The 25,298-nt window shown below is 59.6% G+C and carries 19 protein-coding genes and 4 pseudogenes; 20 read left to right on the forward strand and 3 right to left on the reverse strand.

From position 1 onward, the window contains the following. Positions 1-22: 22 nt before the first annotated feature. The 4 genes from adk to H1204_RS43440 all read left to right on the forward strand — a co-directional run bounded on the left by adk (position 23) and on the right by H1204_RS43440 (position 2,399). On the forward strand, positions 23-691 hold the full coding sequence (gene adk / locus H1204_RS43425; RefSeq protein ID WP_180736213.1) for an adenylate kinase: 669 nt from the start codon (positions 23-25) through the stop codon (positions 689-691). Positions 692-975: 284 nt separating this feature from the next. Then, on the forward strand, positions 976-1,713 hold the full coding sequence (locus tag H1204_RS43430) for an AzlC family ABC transporter permease (RefSeq protein ID WP_243469115.1): 738 nt from the start codon (positions 976-978) through the stop codon (positions 1,711-1,713). Continuing rightward, a complete protein-coding gene (locus H1204_RS43435; protein ID WP_180736214.1) occupies positions 1,706-2,005 on the forward strand; it encodes an AzlD family protein in 300 nt (99 codons plus the stop codon). Before H1204_RS43430 ends, H1204_RS43435 begins: the two co-directional genes overlap by 8 nt. 91 nt (positions 2,006-2,096) lie before the next feature. After that, positions 2,097-2,399 carry a DUF1330 domain-containing protein gene (locus tag H1204_RS43440; protein ID WP_180736215.1) on the forward strand — a complete coding sequence of 101 codons (303 nt, stop codon included), beginning with the start codon at positions 2,097-2,099 and terminating at the stop codon, positions 2,397-2,399. Positions 2,400-2,459: 60 nt separating this feature from the next. Here the strand turns inward: H1204_RS43440 and proC are convergent. Further along, positions 2,460-3,274, reverse strand: a pseudogene (proC, locus tag H1204_RS43445) (pyrroline-5-carboxylate reductase). A gap of 491 nt (positions 3,275-3,765) precedes the next feature. Between proC and H1204_RS43450 the strand changes: the two are divergent. Beyond that, positions 3,766-4,560 carry an enoyl-CoA hydratase-related protein gene (locus H1204_RS43450; RefSeq protein ID WP_180736216.1) on the forward strand — a complete coding sequence of 265 codons (795 nt, stop codon included), beginning with the start codon at positions 3,766-3,768 and terminating at the stop codon, positions 4,558-4,560. Between the two features lie 208 nt (positions 4,561-4,768). On the opposite strand, the gene H1204_RS43455 is transcribed toward H1204_RS43450, so the two are convergent. Next, complete coding sequence (locus tag H1204_RS43455) at positions 4,769-5,287, reverse strand: MarR family transcriptional regulator (RefSeq protein WP_180736217.1); 519 nt, start codon at positions 5,285-5,287, stop codon at positions 4,769-4,771. 367 nt (positions 5,288-5,654) lie between these two features. On the opposite strand from H1204_RS43455, the gene H1204_RS43460 reads away from it, so the two are divergent. The 9 genes and pseudogenes from H1204_RS43460 to H1204_RS43500 all read left to right on the forward strand — a co-directional run bounded on the left by H1204_RS43460 (position 5,655) and on the right by H1204_RS43500 (position 17,493). Continuing rightward, positions 5,655-7,676 carry an NADPH-dependent 2,4-dienoyl-CoA reductase gene (locus H1204_RS43460; RefSeq protein ID WP_180736218.1) on the forward strand — a complete coding sequence of 674 codons (2,022 nt, stop codon included), beginning with the start codon at positions 5,655-5,657 and terminating at the stop codon, positions 7,674-7,676. 25 nt (positions 7,677-7,701) lie between these two features. Then, positions 7,702-9,348, forward strand: a complete 1,647-nt coding sequence (locus H1204_RS43465) for an AMP-binding protein (protein ID WP_180736219.1) — start codon at positions 7,702-7,704, stop codon at positions 9,346-9,348. Positions 9,349-9,374: 26 nt separating this feature from the next. Continuing rightward, positions 9,375-10,142: a glucose 1-dehydrogenase gene (locus H1204_RS43470; protein WP_180736311.1), complete on the forward strand. Its 768-nt coding sequence runs from the start codon at positions 9,375-9,377 to the stop codon at positions 10,140-10,142. A 6-nt stretch (positions 10,143-10,148) separates the two neighbouring features. Next, a pseudogene (locus tag H1204_RS43475) lies at positions 10,149-10,969 on the forward strand (enoyl-CoA hydratase-related protein). Further along, positions 10,966-11,736 (forward strand): enoyl-CoA hydratase-related protein, encoded by a 771-nt coding sequence (locus tag H1204_RS43480; protein WP_180736220.1) that lies wholly within the window; start codon positions 10,966-10,968, stop codon positions 11,734-11,736. The pseudogene H1204_RS43475 and the gene H1204_RS43480 overlap by 4 nt, the downstream one beginning before the upstream one ends. Positions 11,737-11,903: 167 nt before the next feature. Next, positions 11,904-13,693 (forward strand): annotated as a pseudogene (locus H1204_RS43485) (acyl-CoA dehydrogenase). A gap of 450 nt (positions 13,694-14,143) precedes the next feature. Then, complete coding sequence (locus H1204_RS43490; protein ID WP_180736221.1) at positions 14,144-14,608, forward strand: CoA transferase; 465 nt, start codon at positions 14,144-14,146, stop codon at positions 14,606-14,608. A 249-nt stretch (positions 14,609-14,857) separates the two neighbouring features. Continuing rightward, entirely contained in the window at positions 14,858-16,093 is a 1,236-nt protein-coding gene (locus H1204_RS43495) for an ABC transporter substrate-binding protein (RefSeq protein WP_243469109.1), read from the forward strand. A gap of 57 nt (positions 16,094-16,150) precedes the next feature. Beyond that, positions 16,151-17,493 (forward strand): annotated as a pseudogene (locus tag H1204_RS43500) (MFS transporter). A gap of 189 nt (positions 17,494-17,682) precedes the next feature. Here H1204_RS43500 and H1204_RS43505 read toward each other — a convergent pair. Continuing rightward, positions 17,683-18,585, reverse strand: coding sequence for a LysR family transcriptional regulator (locus tag H1204_RS43505; RefSeq protein ID WP_180736223.1), 903 nt, complete (start codon positions 18,583-18,585; stop codon positions 17,683-17,685). 123 nt (positions 18,586-18,708) lie between these two features. Here H1204_RS43505 and H1204_RS43510 point away from each other — a divergent pair, with 123 nt between their 5' ends. The 6 genes from H1204_RS43510 to H1204_RS43535 are packed head-to-tail and all read left to right on the forward strand — an operon-like array spanning position 18,709 to position 25,278. Further along, positions 18,709-20,835 (forward strand): 3-hydroxyacyl-CoA dehydrogenase NAD-binding domain-containing protein, encoded by a 2,127-nt coding sequence (locus H1204_RS43510; protein WP_180736224.1) that lies wholly within the window; start codon positions 18,709-18,711, stop codon positions 20,833-20,835. Between the two features lie 9 nt (positions 20,836-20,844). After that, positions 20,845-22,053 (forward strand): acyl-CoA dehydrogenase family protein, encoded by a 1,209-nt coding sequence (locus tag H1204_RS43515; protein WP_180736225.1) that lies wholly within the window; start codon positions 20,845-20,847, stop codon positions 22,051-22,053. A gap of 12 nt (positions 22,054-22,065) precedes the next feature. Continuing rightward, the gene (locus tag H1204_RS43520; protein ID WP_180736226.1) at positions 22,066-23,220 is read left to right on the forward strand and encodes an acyl-CoA dehydrogenase; all 1,155 of its coding nucleotides are present in this window, start codon (positions 22,066-22,068) and stop codon (positions 23,218-23,220) included. Positions 23,221-23,268: 48 nt separating this feature from the next. After that, a complete protein-coding gene (locus H1204_RS43525) occupies positions 23,269-24,018 on the forward strand; it encodes an electron transfer flavoprotein subunit beta/FixA family protein (protein WP_180736227.1) in 750 nt (249 codons plus the stop codon). 27 nt (positions 24,019-24,045) lie between these two features. Then, entirely contained in the window at positions 24,046-24,981 is a 936-nt protein-coding gene (locus H1204_RS43530; RefSeq protein ID WP_180736228.1) for an FAD-binding protein, read from the forward strand. A gap of 39 nt (positions 24,982-25,020) precedes the next feature. Continuing rightward, positions 25,021-25,278, forward strand: coding sequence for a hypothetical protein (locus H1204_RS43535; protein WP_180736229.1), 258 nt, complete (start codon positions 25,021-25,023; stop codon positions 25,276-25,278). Positions 25,279-25,298 lie beyond the last annotated feature (20 nt).

Here is a 25,298-nt window from a genome sequence, read left to right on the forward strand (position 1 = left end):
AATCTGGAGGAGAGCTTAAATTATGCGATTGATCCTGTTAGGCGCGCCGGGCGCGGGCAAGGGTACTCAGGCGAATTTCATCAAGGAAGAGTTCGGCATTCCACAAATCTCGACGGGCGACATGCTGCGCGCCGCGGTGAAGGCGGGATCGCCGCTCGGTATCGAGGCGAAGCGTTACATGGATGCGGGCGAACTCGTTACCGATGAATTGATCATCAATCTCGTGAAGGAGCGCCTGCAGCAGCCCGACTGCGCGAACGGCTATCTGTTCGATGGATTCCCGCGCACGATTGCTCAGGCGGAAGCGATGAAGCAGGCAGGCGTGCCCATTGATTTCGTGCTCGAAATCGATGTGCCGTTCGACGAGATCATCACACGCGTGAGCGGTCGCCGCGTTCATCCCTCATCTGGGCGCACTTACCACGTGAAGTTCAACCCACCGAAGATCGAAGGTGTCGACGACGTGACGGGCGAAACGCTGATCCAGCGCGACGACGACAGGGAAGAGACGGTCAAGAAACGCCTCGACGTGTACGTCGCCCAAACCAGGCCGCTGATCGACTACTACAACGACTGGGCACTGAAGGGCGATTCGTCGACGTCGCTGAAGGCGCCGCAGTATCGCCGGATCCCGGGACTCGGTCTGATAGACGCCATACGTCTTCGCGCACGCGAGGCGCTATCGGCCTAGATGGCGTGTTTTACCCAGTCACGCGCCTTTCCCAGCCGGTTCCAGGGCATCCGTAGAGGTCGTTCGCGACCCGTGTCGGTCCCGCGGGGTACCAGCCCTTGCCGTCCCCACGCGCACATCCCGGCTCGATTCGTTTTGCTATCGTATTTCATGAATGTGTTAATTTGAAGCTGCGGATGCCAAGATAGTGTGTAAATAGTGGAATAAACGACTCCATATGCCAATCGCTAAGGCATACAATATCTATCATGATGTTGTCGTAAATTGAGGAGTCGATCGTGGAAGTGTCTCAAGCCTGCGGGTTTCACGGTAAGCCAAAGGAAGGTCTTGGTGAGTTTCGCCGTGGTCTGGCGAGTTCTCTGCCTGTCGTAGCAGCGATGGTCCCCTTCGCCATGGTGCTCGGAGCGCAGGCCGCGCAGAAAGGCCTCAGCACGCTCGAAGTGTCCCTGATGACGGGACTGAATTTTGCCGGCGGCTCGGAGTTTGCAGCGGTGGGGTTATGGACGTCGCCGCCTCACATGCTGCTGATCGTCGCCATCACCTTCTTGGTCAACTGCCGTCACATTCTGATGGGCGCGACGTTGACGCCATTTCTTGCCCGCATGTCGCGCCGTAAGGTTTTGCCTGCGCTGTTTCTGATGTGCGACGAGAGTTGGGCGATGGGCCTCGCTGATGCCAAGGCAAGCTCTCCCACCCGGAGCCGCCAGTTTTTTAGCATCCCATATTACATAGGCTGTTCTGCCCCTCTGTACATAACGTGGATTGCTTTTACCACGCTTGGTGCGGTAGTTGGTCCAGCGCTCGGTAACGTCGAGCAGTATGGGTTCGATATGGCCTTCCCGGCGGTCTTTCTCGTGATCATGCGGGGAATGTGGAAGGGGTTTCGCGCGTCCCGTCCGTGGGTCCTGAGTCTCGGCGCCGCGGTGGCGACATACGTGTTCGTTCCCGGTGCCTGGTACGTAGCGGCAGGCGCGGTGTGCGGTGTAATCAGTGCGTATGTTTGGGGGACTGAAAATGAATAGCGTGACGACGTTGATGACGATAGTCGCCATGGCCCTGGTGACGTACGGTACGAGAGCTGGCGGATACCTTCTGTTGCGCAACCGTGTGTTGAGCGCAAGGGCGTTGGCGGTGATGGAAGCTGCGCCCGGGTGCGTGCTCATTTCGGTGATCGCGCCGAACTTTGCGACGACCAATCCGGCAGATATTGCATCGCTGGCGATAACGATGCTCGCCGCCACCCGGTTGCCGATTCTCCCGACGGTGCTGATCGGGATTAGTTCGGCGGCCCTGCTGCGACATGTATTCGTCTAGAAAATCGCTGCCCAGACTTGCGACTGCGACATGTTGCGTGGGCAGACCGCAAGCAGGGCACTCTTTTTGGTAATCGGATCAGGAGAATCTTTTGAAAGCCTATGTTATTGGTCTCATTGACGTACAAGATCCCGATGCATACGTCAAATACGCGCAGAACGCGCCCGTTACGATTGCCCAGTACGGCGGGCGATATGTGATTCGCAATGGCGCAAAGCACGAACTGGAAGGCCCCCCGCCTGGCGAGCGCTGGGTTGTCCTTGAATTTCCGTCGGTCGAACAGGCAAAACGATGGTTCGATTCGGAAGAATATCAGGCTATTCGTCCCATCAGAACCAACGCATCGACTGGCAAGCTCTTCATCATCGAAGGTTACGACCCACCAGCCGCCTGATCTGGAACGGTAGCAGGCGATGCGGTCGTGTGACCGGTTGCGACCGCGTCCCAGGTGGCGCTATTGTTCGCCGAATTCAATGCTCATTTTCTTTGCGCGTTGGTCAGCTGCGAGTACGCCGCGCACGATTGCGGTTTCAGGTCATGTGAATCGAACAATTCCAGAGCAGCTGCGGTCGTGCCGCCTCTGGATGTCACACGCTCACGCAGCACGCTCACGGATTCGGGAGATTGAGTGGCAAGCTGCGCCGTGCCGGTGAAGGTTGCGACGGTCAAGGTGCGGGCTTGCTTGTCGTCCATTCCAAGGAGGCGCGCAGCTTCCTGTATTGCGTCGATGAAGTAGAAGGTGTAGGCCGGACCGCTACCGGAGACGGTGGTGACGGCATCGACCTTCGATTCGTCGTCGAACGATACAACCTGACCGACTGCGCCCATTACATGCGATGCGAGTTCACGTGCTGCGATGTCGATACCGCCCAGGGCCACCAGTCCGGTCGCGCTCATACCAATGAGCGCGGGCGTGTTGGGCATGGCGCGGACAATACAAGGGTGGCCTCCGAGACATCGCGTCAAGTCGGCGCCACGTGTTCCTGCGACGATGCTGATGACGAGTTGGGAAGCCGACGGATTCGGCGTCAGCGCCGCCGCGATTTCTTTTGCGATCTGCGGCTTCACGGCAAGCACATTCGCGTCGAACCGTTGCAGTGACGGAAATGCTGATGCACTCGTGGCAATGCCGAATGCCTTCTCGGTACGCTTGCGCGCCTCGTCGTTCGGATTGATCGCGAGGATGTTCGAGGGCTGGATGCCGCACTTGATCAGGCCGCCGATGAGTGCGGTAGCCATGTTGCCGCTACCGATGAAAGCAAATTTCATGATCTGCCTATAGTTCGGGAAAAGTCGGGAGGAGCGCAGTCCGCACCGCTTGAGGGAGAAGGTAGTCGCCACTCCGGACATCAAGGCAACGGGTAATGGCGTGTGCGCTCGTCCGTGCGCAAACTTGGGTGGGTTGAAAGCCCGAGAGAGGCCCCGCGCTTCGATGTCCATGGAAATGCAACATCATCATGTATCAAATTTGGCGGACGGATTGTGCGTATTCCATGAATTCTGGAATTATCTCTCGCTAAAATGTAATGATATTGACTTATTTAGGGGGTGAGCATTAGGATGGACGTCCAGAGTGGCGACTGACTTACGGGAAGGGATGTGCCCGTCGACGCGTTGATCAATGCCGGGCAATTGAATCCTGAGAGGGCCTGCTTCGCGCTCCTCGTTTGCGTGGTTGTGTTCCTGGTTTGCTTCCCGGTGATCACTTCACGACTATTGAAACTGCACGGGAATGCTTCACAACGGATCTGGGAATCAAGATGAACTTTCAAAATTTGAGCCTCGTGGTTCAGGAGGAAGTGGCGCGAATCACGCTGAACCGGCCTGACAGGCTGAACAGTCTCGATGGCAATAGCATGGTCGAACTGAGTAGGGCGCTCGATCAGGTCGAGGCCAGCCCGGATGTTCGAGTTCTGACGCTCACGGGAGCGGGAAGAGCATTTTGCGCGGGACAGGATCTCGCCGACCCCGCCATGCAGATCGGTGAAGAGCGTGGCCCCGACATCGGTGCGATTGTCGAGCAACATTTCAAGCCACTCGTACTGCGATTGCAGAATCTTCGCGTACCTACCATCGCGGCCGTCAACGGACTCGCTGCGGGTGGTGGAGCTTCGCTCGCCCTTGCATGTGATCTGGTCGTTGCGGCTAGATCGGCCTATTTTCTGCAAGCCTTTTCGAGAATTGGCCTGACTCCCGATACAGGCAGCACGTGGTTCCTGACGCATAAGGTCGGCACGGCGCGCGCGATCGGGCTCACCTACCTGGCCGAGAAACTATCCGCGACGAAGGCGGCCGAGTGGGGCCTGATCTGGGATGTGATCGATGACGACAGCTTCGAAAGCAGTATCGCCCAACTCAGTGCGCAAGTTGCCTCGTTACCCACGACGGCGCTCGTGCGCACCCGGGCATTAGTCCACGCTGCGACCGGCCACACACTGGAGCAGCAACTGGCAATGGAGGCCACCTTCATCCGGGAGATGGGGTGGAGGAAGGACTATCGCGAAGGTTTGGCGGCGTTCAATGAAAAGCGTGCGCCGAAATTCACAGGCGAATAGTCTTTGTTGCGACTAGTCGCGTGGCCTGTTCCCCGAGGTCACGTCGTTGTGACTGGCCCGCCAGGGACGAGAGAACGCCAGCGGGGCGAACTGACTTGATATTCTGGTCCGTCCGCATCCTGCCCGAGCGCGGTCGTCACGATGCCCAATGTGGGATCCGCCGACGGATCGTACGCCTTTGCTGATCCCGACCGCCGAACTCGGCGGTCTATTCGCGCGCCGACGCCGCGTCGCAATCCAGGTTGGCAGAAGCCTCGTCGTCGAGGCTGACATTCGCCATTCCCGCGTTGAGCTGATTCAGGAAGTGGACGAGCGATACCTTGTCGTCGAAACGAAAGTTGCTCAGTGCTTGCCGATAGAACTCGTAGATCTTCGGCTGAAGACCGTCCCAGAATTCCCGCCCCCTATCCGTCAGCATAACGTTCTTGGCCCGCCGGTCGACCGTATCGGCCACGCGCACGACATGCTCGTCCCGCTCGAGACGCTTCAGCACGCCGTCGAGGCTTTGTCGACTCACTACCAGATAGTCCGCCAGATCGGAAAACGACATGCCTGTTGCCGCCTGGGGACGTGATAGCGCACCCAGAACCGACCACTGCACGGTTGTGATACCGAGGGCCTTGATGGTCTGTCTGTCGAGGGTATTGCCTGCCTGGAACAGGCGGAAGAACAATCGATTGTGGATGGACGAGACAGATTGATCGTACGAAGTGTCGGAGATAGTCATGTATTGGCTCGGCGGTTGCGCTGGGCGCGCCCTCAGTAATCTGCCCATTTTAAGGCGGCCTGGAGTATTGCCGCAGCGCGATTCTCCGGGCGGCAGCGTCGGCGTGCCGGATTCTCCCCGTTGACGGCATCGAGACTGCGATGGCCTGGCGCGCTCGACGCGCGCCCGCATGGATCCTACGACGATGCCATGCGGCGCCGACGGCTTTCCATATATATAACATGCTGTTGACGCGTTGCGTCAATGCGACAACCTTATTTCAGCGGAATTAAGGCGGTCACTCGAAAATACATATCAAGTACTTGACGTAAATGACGGTGACGCCTACTATCCATTCACCCACACCGGAACGCTAAAGAGACAACACATGGAGACGCTTGATCATGTACTGACGCCGCTGAAGGTCGGCGCGACGGTATTGCCCAATCGGATGGTCATGGGCGCGATGCATACGCGACTCGAAACGCTGGACCGGCCGCATGAGCGCCTGGCGGCGTTCTACGCAACCCGTGCAGCTGGTGAAATTGGCCTGATTCTGAGCGGTGGCTTCTCGCCGAACCCCGAGGGGGTGATGGAAGAGGGGGGGCCGTTGTTTAACAGCCATAGCCAGCTTGACGAACATCGCGTCGTGACCCGCGCCGTGCACGAGGCGGGAGGGAAGATCATCCTGCAGATACTTCACGCTGGCCGGTATGCGAAAGTGGCCGGATGTGTCGCTCCGTCTCCCGGCAAGGCCCGTATCAACACGTTCTCACCGCATCCGCTGTCCACCGAAGAGGTATGGCGCACGCTCGGCGACTTCGTCGACACGGCCGCCCTGGCTGTTGAGGCAGGCTACGACGGTGTCGAGATCATGGGGTCGGAAGGGTATCTGATCAACGAATTCACGGCCGAGCGCACCAATCAGCGGACCGATGAGTTCGGCGGCAGCTTCGATGCCCGCATCCGGTTTCCGCTCGAGATCGTGCGCGCAGTCCGGGAGCGACTCGGCAGTGCGCCGATGCTGATCTATCGGATTTCATCGATCGACCTGGTCGAGGGCGGCATGGTGGGTGCCGAAGTGGCGGCGTTTGCGCGGCGGATTGAGGCAGCCGGTGCCGACCTGATCAACACGGGCGTCGGCTGGCATGAATCGTCGGTACCGACGATAGCTGCAACCGTGCCGCGTGCCGTATGGCGCGAAGCGATCCGCAACGTCAAGCATGCGGTCTCGATTCCCGTGATGGCCTCCAACCGGATCAACACGCCGCAGATCGCAGAGGAACTCATCGCGTCCGGCGTGGCGGATCTGGTTTCCATGGCGCGGCCCCTGCTGGCTGATCCCGAGTTCGCAAAAAAGACGCGTCTCGGTATCGTCGACGAGATCAATACGTGTATTGCCTGCAACCAGGCGTGTCTCGACCGCATCTTTACCGAGCGCACCGCAACCTGCCTCGTCAATCCGCGCGCCGGTCGTGAGATCGAGTTCCCGATTGGCATCGCATCGTCTTCGAAGCGCATTGCCGTAGTCGGTGGAGGGCCAGCAGGGATGGCCTTTGCCATCAACGCCAGCGAGCGCGGACATCGGGTCACGCTATTCGAGGCAGAGCCGCAACTGGGCGGCCAACTGAACCTGGCGAAAGCTGTGCCGGGCAAAGCGGAGTTTCACGAGATGCTGCGCTACTTCCAGGTCAGACTGGACAGGCTGGGTGTGACGCTACGGCTTGGGCAGCCCGCGACGCCCGAAATTCTCGTGAGCGAAGGCTTCGACGAGATCGTTATCGCCACCGGCGTTCGGCCGCGCGTGCCGGATCTTGCAGGCGCCGACCATGCGAAGGCGATCTCCTATATCGATGTGCTCACAGGCAAGGTCGTGGTGGGACAACGCGTCGCCATTATCGGCGCCGGCGGGATCGGATTCGATGTCGCCGAGTACCTGCTGGGCGATGCACAGGAATCGCTCGATGCGCAGACGTTCTTCCATTCGTGGGGCGTGGACCCTGCAAACGCGCTACCAGGTGGGTTGTCGACGTCCGCCGGCCACACGGAGCCGAAACGCAGCGTTCACATGTTCCAGCGCAAGGCAGAGCCACTGGGCAAGCGCCTCGGAAAATCGACCGGCTGGATTCTTAAGGCCAAGCTTCGAAAGGCCAATATCGCCATGACCTCCGGTGCCACGTACGACTCGATCGACGACGAAGGGCTTCACTACACGGTCGACGGCAAGCCGCACGTGTTGCCGGTCGACCACGTCGTGCTGTGCGCAGGACAGAACTCGAACCGCGACCTGTACGAGCAGCTCAAGGCGCGCGGGCTGGAGCCGCGACTGATCGGCGGCGCGGATGTCGCCAGCGAACTGGATGCCCTCAGGGCCATCGACCAGGCAACTCGCCTTGCAGTGACGTTTTGATTTCCCGCTGTATCCGGAGACATAAATGCTGACAAAATACGACCAGGGTCTGGGTAGACGCGACGCGAACTTCCAGCCCTTGACACCCCTGCATTTTCTGCGACGTGCGGCGGACGTTTTCCCGGACCGCACTGCCGTAATCTACCGGGATCGCCGGTACACGTGGCGCCAGCATGCCGACCGCTGCTACGGTCTGGCGCGGGCATTGATGGCCGCTGGCATCGAACGGGGAGACACGGTATCCGTTCTGGCGCCCAACGTGCCCGAAATGCTGGAGGCACATTTTGGAGTGCCGCTATCGGGCGCAGTGCTCAACTGCCTAAACATCCGGCTTGACGCTTCAGCGATTGCGTTTATTCTTCAGCACTCCGAAACCAGATTGCTTCTGGTAGATACGCAGTTCGCCGCGACGGTTCGGGAAGCAATCGCCCTGGCGGGCCTCGAACTTGAGGTCATCGATATCTGCGATCCGGAATCCGGCCATGAAGACCGGATCGGAGGCACCGATTACGAAACGTTCCTCGCATCAGCACCACCCGATACCGAACTGCGCTATCCGCAGGACGAATGGGAGGCGATAACGTTGAATTACACATCGGGTACCACAGGCAATCCCAAGGGGGTCGTCTATCACCACCGAGGGGCATATCTGAATGCGCTCGGCCAGTCGATCAATGCGGGACTGCCTGGTAGCGACCCCGTTTATCTATGGACATTGCCGCTCTTTCACTGCAACGGCTGGTGTTTTGCATGGGCGATGGCAGCGATGGGCGGTACACACGTATGTCTGCGCAAGGTCGTGGCGGAAGACATTTACGACGCAATCGCACAGCATGGGGTCACCCACTTCTGTTGCGCGCCGACAGTGCTCGATTTCCTCGTCAGCGGCAAGCCGGAGGGCTGGCAGGCTCCGCCGCGACCAATCCAGATCATGTGCGCGGGTGCGTCGCCGCCGGCCGCCGTCCTGCGCAAAGTCTCCAGCCTTGGCTTTTCGCTGCTTCATGTGTACGGCATGACAGAAATGCACAGCGTCAACACCCTTTGTCAGCCGCAAAGCGAGTGGCGCGATGAAGGCGAGGACAGCGCGCTCACCCATCTTTCGCGCCAGGGCGTACGCAGCGTGGTGATGGAGGAAATGATGGTAGTCGATACCGGATTCCAGCCTGTTCCGCGCGATGGCACCACGATGGGCGAAGTCATGTTCAGGGGCAATCTCGCGATGAAGGGCTACCTAAAGAACACCGAGGCGACTGACGAGGCATTTGCGCACGGCTGGTATCACACAGGTGATCTTGCAGTCGTGCATGGCGACGGATATATCGAAATCAAGGATCGCGCGAAGGACATCATCATTTCCGGCGGAGAGAACATTTCTTCGCTCGAAGTAGAGGAAATCCTGTACACGCATCCGGCCGTACAGAGCGCAGCCGTCGTTGCGGTGCCGGATGCAAAGTGGGGAGAAGTGCCCTGCGCATTGCTCGAGCTCAAACCCGGCTATGCCGGCACGGTGAGCGTCGAGGAGATCGTGGCGTACTGCCGTCAGCGCCTTCCGGGTTTCAAGACGCCGCGTCACGTTGTGTTCGAAACACTTCCGCGCACGGCGACCGGAAAGTTGCAGAAGTTCGTGTTGCGCAAGCTGGCCACAGACATCCTGGCCAGCCGGAATTCATAGCAATGGTCATCAAGGAGATTTGTTCCATGCGAGGTCTAAACGACAAGGTTGTGGTAGTCACGGGTGCAGCGGGTGGTATTGGCAAGGCCCTCGTCCGGCGCTTTTGCGAGGAAGGGGCGCACGTCGTGGCGCTCGATGTCAACGATGGTGCGCTAGAGAAGCTCGGTCGCGATCTGGGCGAGCATTCGGCGCGCGTGACGCCCGTGAAGCTGGACATTACGGATCACGCTGCCGTAACGGCGGCGATCAACAAGGTAGCGGAAGAGCGGGGCGGCATCGACGTCCTGGTGAACAACGCCGGTTGGGATGTGGCGATGCAGTTTCTGGAGACCACGCCCGACTTCTGGCAGAAGGTTATCGCGATCAACCTGCTGGGCCCGCTGAATCTTCACCATGTGGTGCTGCCCTGGATGGTCAATCGCAAGCAGGGCAAGATCATCAATATCGCATCGGACGCCGGTCGTGTCGGCTCGTCCGGAGAGTCGGTCTATTCCGCGTGCAAGGGCGGTGTGATCGCGTTCAGCAAGACAATCGCGCGCGAATGCGCCCGTAACAACGTCAACGTCAACGTCGTGTGCCCGGGACCGACCGACACCGCGCTGCTGCAGTCGTTCCTCGGCGAAGGAGAGTTCGGCCAGAAGATCTACGAGGGGCTCAAGCGCGCGATCCCGCTCAAACGTCTCGGTCAGCCGGAGGACATTCCGGGCATCGTGACTTTCCTTGCCAGCGACGACGCGAACTTCATCACCGGACAGGTCATCAGCGTGTCCGGCGGCCTGACCATGCACGGATAAGAGACCATGAACGAATATACCGACATCCTGTATGAGGTGCGGGACGGCATCGCCCGCATCACCATCAATCGCCCGCAAAAGTACAACGCGTTTCGCGGTCGCACGTGTGACGAACTGATCGATGCGTTCAACGTCGCGTCGTGGGACAAATCGGTTGGCGTGGTGGTGCTGACCGGCGCGGGCGACAAGGCGTTCTGCACGGGGGCGACCAGTCGGCGCACGACGGCGGCTATGATGGTCGCGGCGTAATTGGCCTTCCCGTCGAAGAACTGCAAGGCATCATTCGCGAGTGCCCGAAGCCCGTGATCGCGCGCGTCAACGGGTACGCCATCGGCGGCGGCAATGTGCTGGTGACCTGCTGCGATCTGGCGATCGCTTCCGAAACGGCGCAACTGGGTCAGGTCGGTCCCAAGGTCGGCTCGGTCGACCCGGGCTTCGGCACCGCGCTGCTTGCGCGGGTCGTGGGCGAAAAACGCGCGCGCGAAATCTGGTTCCTGTGCCGTCGCTACTCGGCGGCCGAAGCGCTGTCCATGGGACTGCTGAATGCCGTCGTGCCGCCCGAACAACTGGACGCGGAGGTCGAGAAGTGGTGCCAGGAAATCCTGGCCATGAGTCCGACCGCGCTCGCTATCGCCAAGCGCTCGTTCAATGCGGATACCGACTCAATTCGTGGCATTGGCGGGTTGGGGATGCAGGCGCTGGCGTTGTACTACCAGACGGCTGAATCGCAGGAAGGCGTGCACGCCTTCCTGGAGAAGAGAAAACCGCGCTTCCGCGACGTTTATCAAGGCAAGCCTGATAGCGATTCCACGGGGAGCGAGGCATGACGGTGCGCCTGCACTTTGCCGATGATGTGGCGGTGCTGACGATCGACCGTCCAGCTGCCCTCAACGCACTGAACCTCGACATGCTTGGCAAGCTGTCCCAAAACGTTGATGCGATCTCGCGTGCCAGCGTGAGAGGTGTCGTCGTGGTCGGCGGTGGCGACAGAGCATTCTGTGCGGGTGCGGACATCGGCGAATTGCGCGGCAGGACCTCTCAGCAACATCAGAACGGGGCCAGCTTTGGACAGCGGACGTTCGCCAAGCTTGCAGCGCTGCATGTGCCGTCCGTCGCCGTAATCCGTGGTGCCGCATTGGGCGGCGGCCTCGAGCTCGCGATGTCCTGCAGCTATCGGGTCGCCGTCGCAGGCGTAAAGCTCGGCTTGCCGGAAATAAGGCTGGGCCTGATACCCGGCTACGGCGGCACGCAGCGTCTGCCCCGGCTCGTTGGCACGGAGAAGGCCATGGACATGATCGTCTCCGGTCGGACCGTGTCCGCGGAAGAGGCGTTGCAGATCGGTCTGGTGGACAAGTTGGTCGAGGAGGGAGAACCCGTGTCGATCGGCATTGCCTTTCTCGACTCGATGTTGAAAGGGTATCCCGCCGCCGTCCATCTTGCCCGGGAGGCGGTCCGTTGTGCGGGTAGTCTCGACCTCGACGCCGGACTGCGGGCCGAAGCGGAGCTGTTCTCGCTTGCCACGCAGACGGAGGACGCAAACGAAGGGATGAATGCCTTTCTCGAGAAGCGTGCTCCGCAATTCAAGGGGCGATGATGCAGGTGGGGCGAGGTTGACCGTGTCATGGCACGCGACGTCGACTTGTCCCGTGAAGCCGCACCGGGCCCACCCTCCCGGTGATTTCCAAAATTCAGAATTCCAGGCGCGACTGTCCTGCTTGTCGACTTCAGGCCAGTCGTGTCTTCATCCTCGAAGAGATAGACATGCACTATGTTGCTCCGCTTAAGGACATGTTGTTCGATATCCAGCATCTGGCCGGACTGGACGACCTGGTCAGGCTGGAAGGATATGACGAGGCCGGTATCGCGACTGCCGAAGCGGTGCTCGCGGAGTGCGCCCGCTTCAACCAGGAGGTGATTGCGCCGCTCAATGCTGTCGGCGACCGTCAGCCTGCCGTACTGGAGAACGGGAGCGTGAAGACGACGCCCGGATTCAGGGAAGCGTTCCGGCAGTACGCCGATGCTGGATGGCTCGGTGTGCAGCATCCCGTCGAATTTGACGGCCAGGGCTTGCCAAAAGTCATCGGCGCAGCGTGTTCGGAGATGGTGAACTCCGCGAATCTGAGTTTCGCGCTGTGTTCGTTGCTCACAGACGGCGCGATCGCAGCATTGATGACCGTCGGCTCCGAGGCCATGCGGCAGACCTATCTACGCAACCTGATTTCGGGCAGTGGACGGGAACGATGAACCTGACCGAGCCGCAGGCAGGCAGTGACCTGTCGCTCGTGCGCACGCGGGCGGAGCGTCAGGCCGACGGCACGTACAAGCTGTTCGGGACCAAGATCTTCATTACCTACGGCGATCACGATCTGACCGAGAATATCGTTCATCTGATTTTGGCTCGCGTTCCCGGGGCACCCGAGGGTGTAAAGGGCATCAGCATGTTTCTGGTTCCGAAGGTACTTGTGCAGGAGGACGGCAGCCTTGGCGAGCGCAACGATATTCACGCAACTAGCCTCGAGCACAAGCTCGGTATCAAGGCGAGTCCGACAGCGGTTCTGCAATACGGAGACAATGGTGGAGCGACCGGCTATCTGATCGGTGAAGAAAACCACGGTCTCGAGTACATGTTCCAGATGATGAACTCCGCCCGTTTCGCCGTGGGCGTTCAGGGCGTCGCCGTTGCCGAGCGCGCATACCAGCAGGCCCTTTCCTATGCGCGCGAGCGAGTCCAGAGCCGGCCCGTCGATGGGTCGTCGGCGGGCAGCGTGCCCATCATCCGGCATCCCGACGTGCGGCGCATGCTGATGGAGATGCGGTCCAGGATCGAGGGGTGCCGCGCGATGGTGCTGGTTGGCGCGGCAGCGAACGATTTTGCCGAGCGCCATCCCGACGCCGCCGTCAGAAAGCGCAAACACGATTTCTATGAGTTTCTGCTGCCCCTGATCAAGGGATACTGCACGGAAATGAGCTTGTTCGTGACGTCGACGGCTATCCAGGTACACGGTGGCATGGGCTTTATCGAGGAAACGGGCGTGGCGCAGTACTACCGCGACGCACGTATCCTGCCGATCTACGAAGGCACGACGGCCATACAGGCGAACGACCTGGTCGGGCGGAAGACGATACGGGACGGCGGCTCGACGGCCCGCGACATTGCGGCCCAGATCGAGGCGACGGAGGCGGACCTGGCACGAATCGATGGCACGGCTGCCCGTTCGGTTCGATCTGGACTGGAGACGGCGCGTCAAGCGTTTCTCGATGTCGTCGACTACGTCGTGCGCAACGGTGCCGAATCGCCGAACGCGGTCCATGCGGGAAGCTTCGTCTATCTGACGCTGGCGGGGGAGCTGGTGGCCGGCTGGCAACTGGCGCGCGCGCTCATCGCTGCCGAGGAGCATGCCGAACGCGACGGGGACAAGACCTTTCTGGACGGGAAAATCGCGACGGCCCGATTCTTTTCCGAGCATGTTCTGTCACAGGCATCCGCACATCGCGATCGCATCCTGCACGGTGCCGACAGTGTGCTTGCTATCCCATCGGACGTGTTTTAGATCTCCCTCTCGCAAGACGGTCGATTTGCCCATGGACACATCGACCGAATTCCCCTTGCCGTTCCTGCGCATTACTCCCTTGTGTCCGATGGTCGCCAATTGCCAGCCGAAGAGCGCGCCGTCGTTGGTTGTGGACCGGTGCATACCGCACTCCGAATGGTATCGAAAGCGGACAGCGCAGACGTCTTTCGCCTGAACCGTCCGCACGGCGAATGCCGTTCTCGCCCGCACGGGAGTGTAGTCGTGTTCGCCAAAGTGTCGTCGAAGAACGCATTCCTTGTAACGGGAAGCCCTACCCGACGACACATCGATGCGCGATCTCGTGAAGTCACGTCACGTGCGGATACGGATTGAACCTCGGAATGGCAATACCGACGGGCGTTCCGCGAGACTACTGACTCAACTGGCATGCTTGTCGCTTATGTTGCGCAAACATCAAATGAGACAACGATGATCCCAGTCGAAACATTGCCAACGCTTGAGGCCTCGTCTGGCCTCGAGCTACTCAAGAGTGTGCGCGTGCTGGACTTGACTACATCCGTTGCCGGTTCATACGGCACCCAGTTCCTCGCCGATCTTGGCGCCGAGGCAACGAAGGTCGAACGCGTCGGCGCGGGCGGCGACACTCGTGCCTGGGGCTCGCCGTTTCTTAACGGCGGGGAGTGGCTCGCCATCTTCAGGGAGTATCGGATTCCCGGAAGCCCCATCAACCGGATCGATCAGGTGGTGTTCGATCACCAGCTCCTTGCGGATGGAACGTTTTATTCGGTGGAAGACGCCGCGGGAAAGAGCTCGCAGGTGGGACTCGGGATCCGCTTCGACAGGCAAGGTGCAACGCATCGCCGGGCGCCACCGCCGCTGTGTGCGGATACCGACCGCGTACTGCGTGAACGCGTGGGGATGGCTGAGGTGTGAATCGCCGGGCTCAGAGATCGAGAAATCATCTAAGGTCGGGAACAGGGTCGCTCACGTTGATGACCCGCTTAAGCTGGCTTTGTGGCGACGGAATAAGGTGCGAAGCATCGCAGTGCAGATTCTCGGTATTGTATGTGGATTGATAAATTAATGTAGTAATACGAAATAAATTATCAATGCGATGTATGAAATGAGCTTGAAATTAAAAAACATATAACAGGTTGTATTTGGTGAAATGAGGAGACACAGGTGAAACTTCAATTTGGATTATCGACGCGCGGGCGATTCTGGCTGTATTCGGCCTGCCTGATGGCCTCGCTGACGGGTCTTGTCACGATTGCATTGGCGGAGAATGCTCCGTTCAGGATCGGTGTGATCGTCGACATGAGCGGCGTCTATTCCGGTATCGGTGGCACAGGCGGAGTTACCGCGGTCAAGATGGCTGTCCAGGACTACGGGGGAAAGGTACTGAATCGTCCAATCGAAGTGCTGTCCACCGACTACCAGAGCAAGGTTGACGTGGCCGCCACGAAAGTTCGATCCTGGTATGACCGGGATGATGTGCAGGCGGTCATCGAATCCACCGACTCGGCATCGGCTCTTGCGTTACAGAAGCTCGGAGCCGAGAAGCGCAAGATCACGATCTTCGCCGGCTCGGCCACGACCGAGTTGACGGGCCGGCAGTGCTCTCCGTACGGCGTTCACTATGTCTACGATACCTATGCGCTCGCAAATGGAACCGCGCGTGCGCTGGTGCGTGCGGGCTACAAGCGGTGGTTCTTCGTCACGGCGGACTACGCTTTCGGAAATTCACTGCAAGATCAGGCGACACGTGTCGTGAAGACCATGGGCGGTGAGGTGGTGGGTTCGGTCAAGCACCCGTTGTCGGCGTCCGATTTCGCGTCATATCTGCTTCAGGCGCAGGCTTCGAAGGCGCAGGTCGTCGGTCTCGCGGATGCCGGGCGTGACGCACAGAACGCCGTCAAGCAGGCGGCTGAATTTGGCTTGTCCCGCAGCAATCAGGTCGTCGCACCACTGCTCATTTTCGATGGCGATCTGAAAGGGATGGGGCTGAGTACGGCGCAAGGCCTTCAGTTCACGACGGCGTTCTACTGGGATCGCGACGACAGTACACGAGCATTCGCCAAGAAATTCTATGCCGCTACGGGCAAGATGCCGACGATGGTTCAGGCCGGCATGTATTCGGCGACGATGCATTACCTCGCTGCCGTACAGGCATCGGGTACCGCGGATAGCGATACCGTGATGCAGAAGATGCGCGCGACGCCGATCAACGACTTCTTCGCCCGCGATGGCCGCATCGAAGCGAATGGCCTGATGGTGCATGACATGTACCTCGCCGAAGCAAAGAAGCCTTCGGAGTCGAAGGGCGAGTGGGATCTGCTCAAGATCCGCGCTGTGATTCCAAAAGAAGAGGCGTTTGAGCCGATCGCAGAGAGCACCTGCCCGCTGGTCAAAAGGTAGGGCATCGCAGCTTCGTCACCTAAAGCATCCTTGCATCAAGAAAATATGGAGACAGGAATGGAATCAGTACGCGTCACGCAAATCGATGGGTTGGCAAGACAGGAGACAATTGACGAGAAACGCAAGAGTGCGATCAAGGGGCGGTGTTCTCCGAGTTTATCGACATGTTCGATATTTATCTGCCAGTCATCATCCTTGCGCCAATACAGTCGTTCTTTTTACCCCGAGGTGTTTCGGGCAGTCATCAGGTCGTGCTCGAATCATTGGTATTTATTACCACTCTGCTTGGGCGCCCGCTCGGCGCGCTTATTTTCGGGCGGATCGCTGATCGCGTGGGGCGCCGTGCAGCTTCGATCCTGTCGGTGAGCGGATTTGGCATCGCTACCTTGCTGATCGCAATGATTCCCGGCTATGAAAGCATTGGTATCGCGTCCTACTGGCTTCTGGTGATTCTGCGTTTTATCGATGGAATCTTTCTCGGAGGCGGCTACACAGGGGCACTTCCGCTCGCGATCGAATATTCGAGGAAGGAGCAGCGCGGGATGGTCGGTGGACTGATCCTCGCAGGCTTCCCCGCTGCGTATGTTGCTATCAACCTGATGGCGATGGTGATGTTCTCGCTCTTCCCGGTCGGTGGTCCGCAATCGCCTTACGCGATGTGGGGATGGCGGGTCCCCTTCGTCGTCGGTGCACTGATGGCGGCACTGCTGGCGCTTTACTACGTGCATAAGGTGACGGAATCCGAAGTGTGGGCCGGCAAGTCCGCAGGCAAGCCTGAAGCGACGTCGGTAAGTCGGCTGACGGGCGGAACGCAATTCCGGAATCTGATTCAGGTGCTTCTCATGATGACGGGATTCTGGCTGACTCAGAATATCGTTGGCCTGTTCCTTCCCACGGGCATCCTGCTCAAGACCTTGCATCTCACCGCGTTCCAGATGACGGCGACGCTAATGGTGTCTTATACGGTGCTCTGTTTCAGCTACGTAGGAGCTGGCATGTTGGGACAGCGATTCGGGCGCCGCACGATGCTTTCGATAATCGCCGTACTGAGCGGCACTTTGGGCGCTTTCCTGCTCTACTCCCTGATCGACGGAGGAGCAGGCATGAGTCTTCCGCTCGTGGTGCTGATCGTGTGCGGTCTCGCCATTACCGTGAGCTCGGCGTGGGCCGTCATCGTCACATACATCAACGAGCGCTTCGCCACAGGTGTCCGTGCGACGGGTTTTGGCGTCGGCTACAGCCTGTCGGTCATTGTGCCTTCGTTCTACGCGTTCTATATGAACTGGCTTGGGTCGGTAATACCGCTGCGGTACGCGCCCGTTGCCCTGTTGTGCATCGGCGGCGTGATCGCCTTTGTCGGGGCACTCATGGGGCCGGAGACCAAAGACGTGGATTTTTGATCCAGCAAAACACTCGAATGAGGCCAGCAATCTGCCTGGCACGGCTGTCGGAGCAGGTCGGTCCGATCAGGTCGAGGTCGACCGACCTGTTCTATGTCCAGAGCAATCCAGCACTGCGATGAAGGATGTCCGGTTTAAAAGTCGGAAAGCGTACGTTGGCGAATACGCCTGTACGCCCGCTACATGCGGCTATTTCCCCCGTCCCGCTCTGCGGGCCGCGTCCAGCATGAACTCGATGAATTTCGCGGTGGCGCGGGTGTGATTACGATTGGGCATATACAGCATGTACATGTTCGTGCCAAAGATGCTCAGACGCCACTGGTCGAGTGCTGTCAGGACGTCGCCGCGGAGGATGTCTTCGTGTACGACGTAATCCGGCACGAGTCCGACCCCGACACCGGCAAGAATCGCTTCGCGCAGAAAGAGAAAGTTTTCGGAAATAAGACCGGGTTCGAGCAACACCTCATGCCTTTCATTGTGCAGGTAGGCGGCGACGCGCAGCTGGCGTCCGATGACGGCGGACGTGATAAGTGGTGCGGTGCGAAGCTCTTCGAGCAGGGTAGGCATGCCGTGTTCGGCGGCATAGGCCGACGAAGCGCATGCGACCCAACCGACCGACCCCATATCACGCGCAACGAGATTCTGGGGCGGCTCAGACATCACGCGTACCGCAATATCCACTTCGTCACGCAGCAGGTCTTCCACCCGATTCTCGAACATTACGTCGAGCACGATGCTGGGGTATTCGCGCTTGAATGCGATCAGCCACTGGGACATCACCAGTTGACCGTAGCCGCTCGGCACCGACAGGCGAACCCGTCCTTGCAGGCTCTCGCCGAGCGTGGAAACGGACTCCTGCGCCGCCTGGAGAGCATTCCGGATCGTGCAGCCGTGCTCGTAGAGTTTCAGTCCAATCTCTGTTGGTTCGACACGCCGTGTAGTCCTGCGGACAAGTTGCAGTCCGATAGATTTTTCGAGCTGATTGAGGTGATAGCTGACATTGGCGCGGGTCATCTTGAGACGCCGGGCAGCCTCGCTCAAATTACCCGCGTCGACGATTTCGACCAGAAGAGTGAGTGAATTGACGTCCACGATGAATCCGATGTCAAAGAAGGTTTGACACTCTGTCAACGAGCGATGCAATTGTCAATCTGGTTAACTATCGAGAAAATGCATAGCAGTTCGATTCAAATCATGCACGAGGAGAAAGATCTCATGACGCCACACACGGCATCAGTTGCACCGCCCGTCACCCAGGAGTTGCGAGGCAATGTGTTGCTTATCACTGTCGATAATCCGCCAGTCAATGCGCTAGATGCCAGTGTCCGGCGGGGACTCCTTGCCGCGATCGATGCTGCCGATGGGAATACGGCGGTGCGTGCTGTGCTGATCGTCGGCGCTGGTTGCAATTTCATCGCAGGCGCGGATATTCGCGAGTTCGGCAAGCCCCCGCAATCGCCGGGGATGCCCGAGGTGTGCAACCGCATCGAGGCTTGCAGCAAGCCGGTCGTCGTTGCGATTCATGGCGCAGCGCTCGGCGGTGGGCTGGAAATCGCGCTTGCGGCGCACTACCGCCTCGCGGTGACGGGATCCAGGCTCGGACTTCCCGAAGTGCGACTCGGATTGTTACCGGGAGCGGGGGGCACGCAGCGTACGCCGCGGCTGATCGGCGCCGAGTCTGCGCTGTCTCTGATGCTCAGCGGACGCCACGTCGATGCGCAGGAAGCGCTGAAGCTCGGTCTTGTCGATAGGGTGGGCCAGAGCGACGACGTGCTTGCAGAAGGTCTCGCATACGCTCAACAGCTTCTCGTGGCGCACGCTACCGTACGGCGCACGCGCGATGCGCAATGTCTTGCGGACCACGAGACGAGCGCAGCGGAAGTCGCAGCCGCGCGCGCGGATACCGTGAAGAAGTCGCGAGGCCTGATGTCGCCGCTGAAGATCGTCGAATGCGTCGAGGCTGCGCTGAATCTGACGTTCGAGGATGGGCTACGTTTCGAGCGGCAGCGGTTTCTCGAATGTCTCGAAAGCCAGCAGCGCGTGGCGCTGACGCACGCCTTCTTCGCTGAGAAAGAGGTACAGAAAGCGCCCGAAACCCGTAACACGAAGCCCCGCCCGGTACGTACCGTCGGCGTTGTGGGAGGCGGCACGATGGGCGCCGGGATCGCCGTTGCGCTCCTCGACGCAGGTTTGCCCGTGACAATGATCGAGCGCGATGACGAATCTCTTGCCCGCGGGCGCGCACATGTTGAAAAGGTCTATGACGGCCTGATCGCAAGGGGACGCCTCACCACCTTCACGAAGGAGAAGAAACTCGAACGATTCGGCGCCAGTACTTCTTACGATACGCTTGCCGATGTCGATGTCGTAATCGAAGCTGTGTTCGAAGACATGGGTGTCAAGCAGGCGGTCTTCGCAGAGCTTGATCGCGTTTGCCGCCCGGGAGCCGTGCTGGCCACTAACACGTCCTATCTCGACATCGATGCGATCGCCGCCAGTATCTCGCGCCCACAGGATGTGATCGGGCTGCACTTTTTCTCGCCCGCGAACATCATGAGATTGCTGGAGGTTGTGGTGCCCGCGCGCGTGAGTGCCGACGTAGTCGCGACGGCGTTCGACCTCGCGAAGAAGTTGCGAAAGGTGCCGGTGCGTGCTGGCGTGTGCGATGGCTTTATCGGCAACCGGATGCTTGCGGTATATCGGGCAGCTGCGGACCACCTCATGGAAGACGGTGCATCGCCGTATCAGATAGACAAAGTCATGCGTGAATTCGGTTTCCCGATGGGGCCATATCAGGTGATCGACCTCGCGGGAGGTGACATCGGCTGGGCATCGCGTAAGCGCCGTGCAGCAACGCGGGATCCCAATGCGCGCTATGTGCAGATTGCGGATCGTATCTGTGAGCGCGGGTGGTTCGGGCAGAAGACGGGGCGTGGCTTCTATCGCTACGAGGAGGGACAGCGGACGGGTACGCCGGACCCGGACGTCGGGGGAATCATCGTCGCCGAACGCGAGCGCGCCGGTGTGACGCCCCGCTCGTTCAGCGATGAGCAAATCGTCAGGCGCTACATGGCAGCGATGATCAACGAAGGAGCAAACGTCGTCCACGAACGTATTGCCCTGCGGCCACTGGACGTCGATGTGACACTGATCTACGGCTTCGGGTTTCCGGAATATCGCGGCGGCCCGATGCATTACGCCGACACCGTTGGTCTGCCGGCGCTGCTTGCGGACATTTGCGAGTTCGCCAGACACGATCCTGTTTTCTGGCAGCCGTCTCCGTTGCTGGTCGAGCTTGTGGAACGGGGCGCGAGCTTCGCAAGCCTGAATCAATCTACCTGAGTACGACGTATGGATCTGAAGTTTACTGATGAAGAAGAGGCGTTTCGCGAAGACGTGCTGCGTTTTCTGAAAGACCATTTGCCCCAGCGCATCGCCGATAAGGTGAGAGCCGGCCGACGGCTCACCCGCGAAGATATGGCCGAATGGCACGGCATTCTGAATGGACGAGGATGGCTCGCCAATCACTGGCCCAAGGAATATGGCGGTCCAGGATGGAATGCCGTGCAGAAGTTCATTTTCGAGAACGAGTGTGCGCTCGCCGGTGCACCGCGGATCGTGCCGTTTGGCGTAAATATGCTCGGACCGGTGCTCATCAAATATGGCAGTGACGCACAAAAGCGTCGCTGGTTGCCGCGAATTCTTGACGGCTCCGACTGGTGGTGTCAGGGCTACTCGGAGCCTGGCGCCGGCTCCGATCTCGCGTCGGTTCGTACGACAGCTGTCCGCCAGACGGAGAACGGCGAAGAGTACTACCTGGTGAACGGCCAGAAGACATGGACCACGCTGGCGCACTACGCGAACATGATCTTCTGCCTTGTCCGTACTTCGCCGAACGCGCGCAAGCAGGAAGGCATCAGCTTTTTGCTCATCGACATGAATACGCCCGGCGTCGAGGTGCGCCCGATCGTTACGCTCGAGGGCGAGCACGAGGTCAATGAGGTTTTTTTCACTGATGTGCGTGTCCCCGTAGAGAACCTGGTTGGGGAGGAGAACAGGGGCTGGACATATGCAAAGTATCTGCTGACGTATGAGCGTACCAACATCGCAGGTGTCGGATTCTCTGTGGCCGCGCTAGGGCGTCTGAAGGCGGCTGCAGAAAAGGTACAGCGCAATGGGCGTCCCCTTGCCGACGATCCACATTTCGCGGCGCGGATTGCGCGAGTGGAAATCGACCTGGAAAACATGAAGACGACCAATCTTCGCGTGATTGCCGCGGTGGCAGGAGGGGGCGTTCCGGGTGCTGAAAGCTCCATGCTGAAGATTCGCGGCACCGAGATCCGACAGGAAATATCGTCGCTGCTGCGGCGGGCAATGGGACCCTACGCATCACCTTTCATTGAAGAAGCGCTCCTCGACGGTTACGACGGAGTACCCGTCGGACCTGAGGAGGCAGCAAGTGCTGCGTCGCAGTACCTCAACAATCGCAAGCTGTCGATCTTCGGCGGCGCCAACGAAATCCAGAAGAACATCATTTCGAAGATGATTCTGGGGCTGTAAAGGACTCGTGTCATGAATTTCCAGCATACCGAAGATCGCCGGATGCTTGCGGATACGCTCACCCGCTTTATCGCTGAGCAGTATCCCTTCGCCATTCGGGATCGCATAGCGCGATCGGATGAAGGTTTCAGCATCGACTTTTGGCGGCGCTTTGCCGAACTGGGTGTCATCGGCGCGCTTTTCGACGAATCCGATGGCGGATATGGAGGAGGTGGCTTCGACGTTGCCGTCGTGTTCGAAGCGCTCGGACGCGGCCTGGTTGTCGAACCGTTCCTCGATACATTGATGGTCGGAAGCGCGCTTGCATACGCAGGAAGCGACATGCAACGGGGTTGGATCACGGAGATGATCGACGGTGGACTGCTCGCGGTCTTCGCACATGACGAGCCCGGTGCGCACTATGAACTGTCGCGCGTCACGACCCGCGCCGAAAAGCGGGGAAACGGGTGGCTGCTCAACGGCGCGAAAGGTGTCGTGCAACAAGGAGAGCAGGCTGACATGCTCCTTGTTTCGACTCGGATATCAGGCCGGAATCACGACGAGAGCGGCATCTCGCTGTTCATGGTGCCGCGCGCGACAGAAGGCGTGCATGTGCGCGGTTACGGCAAGATAGACGGCGGGCGCGCGGCAGAGGTGACATTCGAAAACGTCGAGGTCGACGCAAATGCGATGGTCGGGGGCGAAGGAAGCGGGTTCGCTGCGCTCGAACAAGCAATTGGATACGGCGTCGTCGCTCTGGTGTCGGAAGCACTGGGAGCAATGGACGTTGCAAAGGAGCACACACTCGACTATCTGCGAACCCGCAAGCAATTCGGCGTACCAATCGGAACGTTTCAGGCGCTTCAACATCGTATGGCTGACCTGCTGCTTGAGATCGAGCAGGCTCGTTCGGCCTGCATCAACGCAGCTGTCGCGCTCAGCGCGCCGCGCATCGAGCGTGAACGCGCGTTGTCAGGTGCGAAGTATTCCATTGGTCACATCGGTTCCCGCGTAGCTGAGGAATGCATCCAGCTCCACGGTGGTATTGGCATGACGTGGGAGCTACCGCTTGCGCACTATGCCAAACGCCTCGTGATGATCGACCATCAACTCGGCGACGAGGATCACCATCTCGAACGTTATGTCGATCTGGGGCGTGAGATGCGCCAGCGGGCACAGAATGCGTAGAGTGACCTATGCACCCGCGTTATCGAACTCTTGACTGGGAGTAGATCCATGAAGATTGTTGTAGCTGTGAAACGAGTGGTTGACTACAACGTGAAGGTCCGCGTGAAGTCGGACAACACGGGCGTCGACATTGCGAATGTGAAGATGTCGATGAATCCGTTCGACGAAATCGCCGTCGAAGAAGCCGTGCGCCTGCGCGAAGCGGGCGTGGCGACGGAAGTGATCGCCGTGTCGGCGGGCGTGACGCAATGTCAGGAGACGCTGCGCACGGCGCTGGCGATCGGCGCGGACCGCGCGATCCTGATCGAATCGGGTGAAGACCTGCAGCCGCTGGCCGTGGCGAAACTGCTCAAGGCGCTGGTCGACAAGGAACAGCCTCAGCTGGTGATTCTCGGCAAGCAGGCCATCGACGACGATTCGAACCAGACGGGCCAGATGCTGGCCGCGCTGGCGAATCTGCCGCAGGCGACGTTTGCATCGAAGGTTGTCGTGGCTGACGGCAAGGCGACCGTGTCGCGTGAAGTGGACGGCGGTGCGGAAACGTTGTCGCTGAAGCTGCCCGCCGTCATCACGACCGATCTGCGCCTGAACGAGCCGCGCTACGTGACGCTGCCGAACATCATGAAGGCGAAGAAGAAGCCGCTGGAAACCGTGAAGCCGGAAGATCTGGGCGTCGACGTCACGCCGCGTCTGAAGACGCTGAAAGTCAGCGAGCCGCCGAAGCGCTCGGCTGGCGTGAAGGTGGCCGACGTGAAGACGCTGGTCGAAAAGCTCAAGACCGAAGCCAAGGTGCTTTGATTTTTCGGGCACACGGAGACGAATGAAATGACGATTCTGGTAATTGCTGAACACGACAACGCGGCGCTCAAGGCAGCGACGCTGAATACGGTTGCCGCCGCGCAGAAGATTGGTGGCGACGTTCATGTGCTGGTGGCTGGCCACAATGCGCAAGGCGCGGCTGACGCGGCTGCGAAGGTGGCAGGCGTGGCGAAGGTGCTGCTCGCCGATGCACCGCAACTGGCAGCAGGCCTCGCGGAAAACGTCGAGGCGACGGTGCTGAATATCGCGAAGGATTACTCGCACATCCTCGCGCCCGCTAAGGCTTATGGCAAGAACATCGCGCCGCGTATTGCCGCGAAGCTCGACGTCGCGCAGATCAGCGATATCACGGCAGTGGACTCCGCCGACACGTTCGAGCGCCCGATCTACGCGGGCAATGCGATTGCGATCGTGCAATCGGCTGATCCCATGAAGGTCATCACGGTGCGTTCGACGGGCTTCGACCCGGGTGCAGCGGAAGGCGGCAGCGCATCGGTCGAGAAGATCGAAGCGGCAGCCGATACGGGCCTCTCGCAGTTCGTGAGCCGTGAAGTGACGAAGCTGGATCGTCCGGAACTGACCTCGGCGCACGTCATCGTGTCGGGCGGTCGTGGTCTGGGCAGTGGCGAGAACTACACGAAAGTGCTCGAGCCGTTGGCCGACAAGCTTGGTGCGGCAATGGGCGCATCGCGCGCAGCTGTCGACGCTGGCTACGTGCCGAACGACTATCAGGTCGGTCAGACGGGCAAGATCGTTGCGCCGCAACTGTATATCGCCGTCGGTATCTCGGGCGCTATCCAGCATCTGGCTGGCATGAAGGACTCAAAGGTGATCGTCGCGATCAACAAGGACGAAGAAGCACCGATTTTCAGCGTTGCTGACTACGCCCTTGTTGGCGATCTGTTCACTGTCGTGCCGGAGCTGGTGACGGAACTCGGCTGATCGACAAAGCGGCGCACACGTCAGAAAATGGAGCTGGAAATGCCGACGATTCAATACGATCACGTGCGCTCTCTGGCGGCACGGCATGCAAACGAAGAAGACGCCACCCTCTGGCGCTGGTTCTGTGCGCTTTACGACGAGGGAAGAATCAGGTGGTGCAAGGCTGCCCAAGGCTGGCTGGTTAGCGTGGATCACAAGCATCTTGCCACCGAGCCGGATTTCGACACGGCGATCAGGGCGGCGAGGGAGCGTTTTTTTTCCGGACGTCGGGTACAAGCAAACCAGCTCCAACGCTAGGGTTCACGCGACGGGCCATA

It is taken from the genome of Paraburkholderia sp. PGU19 (genome assembly GCF_013426915.1).
GTDB lineage: Bacteria > Pseudomonadota > Gammaproteobacteria > Burkholderiales > Burkholderiaceae > Paraburkholderia.

Excerpts from the sequence above, each read along its gene's own strand:
- adk (WP_180736213.1), top strand. The coding sequence starts at position 23 with ATGCGATTGATCCTGTTAGGCGCGCCGGGCGCGGGCAAGGGTACTCAG.
- H1204_RS43435 (WP_180736214.1), top strand. The coding sequence starts at position 1,706 with ATGAATAGCGTGACGACGTTGATGACGATAGTCGCCATGGCCCTGGTG.
- H1204_RS43450 (WP_180736216.1), top strand. The coding sequence starts at position 3,766 with ATGAACTTTCAAAATTTGAGCCTCGTGGTTCAGGAGGAAGTGGCGCGA.
- H1204_RS43455 (WP_180736217.1), bottom strand. The coding sequence starts at position 5,287 with ATGACTATCTCCGACACTTCGTACGATCAATCTGTCTCGTCCATCCAC.
- H1204_RS43460 (WP_180736218.1), top strand. The coding sequence starts at position 5,655 with ATGGAGACGCTTGATCATGTACTGACGCCGCTGAAGGTCGGCGCGACG.
- H1204_RS43465 (WP_180736219.1), top strand. The coding sequence starts at position 7,702 with ATGCTGACAAAATACGACCAGGGTCTGGGTAGACGCGACGCGAACTTC.
- H1204_RS43470 (WP_180736311.1), top strand. The coding sequence starts at position 9,375 with ATGCGAGGTCTAAACGACAAGGTTGTGGTAGTCACGGGTGCAGCGGGT.
- H1204_RS43480 (WP_180736220.1), top strand. The coding sequence starts at position 10,966 with ATGACGGTGCGCCTGCACTTTGCCGATGATGTGGCGGTGCTGACGATC.
- H1204_RS43490 (WP_180736221.1), top strand. The coding sequence starts at position 14,144 with ATGATCCCAGTCGAAACATTGCCAACGCTTGAGGCCTCGTCTGGCCTC.
- H1204_RS43510 (WP_180736224.1), top strand. The coding sequence starts at position 18,709 with ATGACGCCACACACGGCATCAGTTGCACCGCCCGTCACCCAGGAGTTG.
- H1204_RS43515 (WP_180736225.1), top strand. The coding sequence starts at position 20,845 with ATGGATCTGAAGTTTACTGATGAAGAAGAGGCGTTTCGCGAAGACGTG.
- H1204_RS43520 (WP_180736226.1), top strand. The coding sequence starts at position 22,066 with ATGAATTTCCAGCATACCGAAGATCGCCGGATGCTTGCGGATACGCTC.
- H1204_RS43525 (WP_180736227.1), top strand. The coding sequence starts at position 23,269 with ATGAAGATTGTTGTAGCTGTGAAACGAGTGGTTGACTACAACGTGAAG.
- H1204_RS43530 (WP_180736228.1), top strand. The coding sequence starts at position 24,046 with ATGACGATTCTGGTAATTGCTGAACACGACAACGCGGCGCTCAAGGCA.
- H1204_RS43535 (WP_180736229.1), top strand. The coding sequence starts at position 25,021 with ATGCCGACGATTCAATACGATCACGTGCGCTCTCTGGCGGCACGGCAT.